Source organism: Mucilaginibacter sp. P4_E8, from assembly GCF_056401495.1.
In genome coordinates this window covers 1-1,660 of the sequence record NZ_JBFUJG010000358.1, presented here as the reverse complement: position 1 = coordinate 1,660, position 1,660 = coordinate 1, and the positions used below count along the sequence as shown (strand labels likewise).

General features: G+C 41.3%; 1 protein-coding gene and 1 pseudogene. One reads left to right on the top strand and one right to left on the bottom strand.

Annotated features, from left to right (window positions below; all coding sequences use genetic code 11):
* The first annotated feature begins 424 nt into the window (after positions 1 to 424).
* On the top strand, positions 425 to 1,213 hold the full coding sequence (gene rlmB / locus AC1DRQ_RS31345; protein WP_477430026.1) for a 23S rRNA (guanosine(2251)-2'-O)-methyltransferase RlmB: 789 nt from the start codon (positions 425 to 427) through the stop codon (positions 1,211 to 1,213).
* Between the two features lie 113 nt (positions 1,214 to 1,326).
* Here rlmB and AC1DRQ_RS31340 read toward each other — a convergent pair.
* Positions 1,327 to 1,660 (bottom strand): annotated as a pseudogene (locus AC1DRQ_RS31340) (mannose-1-phosphate guanylyltransferase); the annotation flags it as partial.

Below are 1,660 nucleotides of genomic sequence, written 5' to 3'. Positions count from 1 at the left end.
AGTTTACCCAGTCCACTGTATGGAGTCGGATTAGTTATTCGGCTTCGGCGTTCGTTTGTATTGGGTTTATTCTGCAGGTTATCGTTCTCAAAATTCATAAGGCAACAAAAATATACAAAATTAATTTCGATTTGCTCACTAAAGCGCTAACATGCCATTTTGCCCTTTAAGTTAAACATTAACAGCTACATAAATTTGAGTATTTATAATTAACAGTTTGTGTTAACTATAAACACGTTACCAACACCCTATGTTAATAATGTGTTAGTTTCCTAAGTTAGGCATTGGTAATCAAATAAATAGAACAATGTTAATAAACATTCAAATTGTTAACTATTTACAAAAAACCAAAATGCCACATTAGTTCAATAAGTGCTTAATCAATTAATATAGCTACTTTTGCCAAAATATTAGATCAGTAAAAATGGCATTTAATTCAAGACCTCAGCGTGAAAGTAATCAGATGGTTTTCGGTATCCGGGCTATTATGGAGGCCATTACTTCGGGAAAAGAAATTGAGGCATTATATATTCAAAGAGGGGTGAGCGGCGGTTTATCGCATGAGCTAAAAGCCCTGTTAACTGAATATAACATTACCGCACAGCAAGTGCCGGTTGAAAAGCTTAACCGGTTAACGACTAAAAATCATCAGGGCGCTGTAGCTTTTATTTCGCCTATAATTTATCAGAAGATAGAAAATATTATACCCGAGGTGTTTGAAAAAGGGGAGGTGCCTTTAATTTTGGTTTTGGATGCTATTACCGATGTGCGTAATATGGGCGCTATTGCCCGTACGGCAGAGTGTGCCGGTGTGCACGCTATTGTTATCCCGGCTAAAGGTTCGGCACAAATAAATCCTGATGCTATTAAAACATCGGCCGGGGCTTTGTATAAGATACCGGTTTGCAGGCATGATAATTTTATGCAAACCATTAGGTTTTTACAGGAATCAGGTTTGCAACTGGTTTGCTGTACCGAAAAAACGAAGGATGATATTTATTCGCCCGACTATACCGCTCCAACCGCCATCATTATGGGATCGGAAGAGGATGGTATACGTAACGAGGTGATCCGCATTGCTGATCATTTAGCCAAAATACCCATGTTTGGCGAGATTGAATCACTCAATGTATCGGTATCTACGGGAGTTATATTGTATGAAGCGATAAGGCAGCGGACGAGCCCCCCAGCTCCTAAAGGGGGAGCTCTTTGATTTGCTTGAGCTTTTCCATCACGCATAAAAGAATTAAAAAGCCCGACTCCAAAAGAGCAGGGCTTTTTAATGAATAAGATTTTCAAAAGCTCCCCCTTCAGGGGGCCGGGGGGCTAAATATACTTAGGCCCGAACTTACTCTTTACGTCGGCCACTACCTGTTTTACATTCTGTTCCTGATCGCGCGGGCAAATGAGCAGGGTGTTGTTTGATTCCACCACAATAAAATCATGCAGGCCCTGTAATATCACCAGTTTTTCGCCCGGCACATTAACCATACAGTTCGAGGAATCATACATGATCACTTTTTCTGACGGGATCACCGCGTTGCCCACATAATCCTTGTCGGCCAGTTCATAAATAGAGGCCCAGGTGCCCAGGTCGCTCCAGCCAAACTCCGAGGGCAGCACATACACATTATCCGCCTTTTCCATGATCCCGTAATCT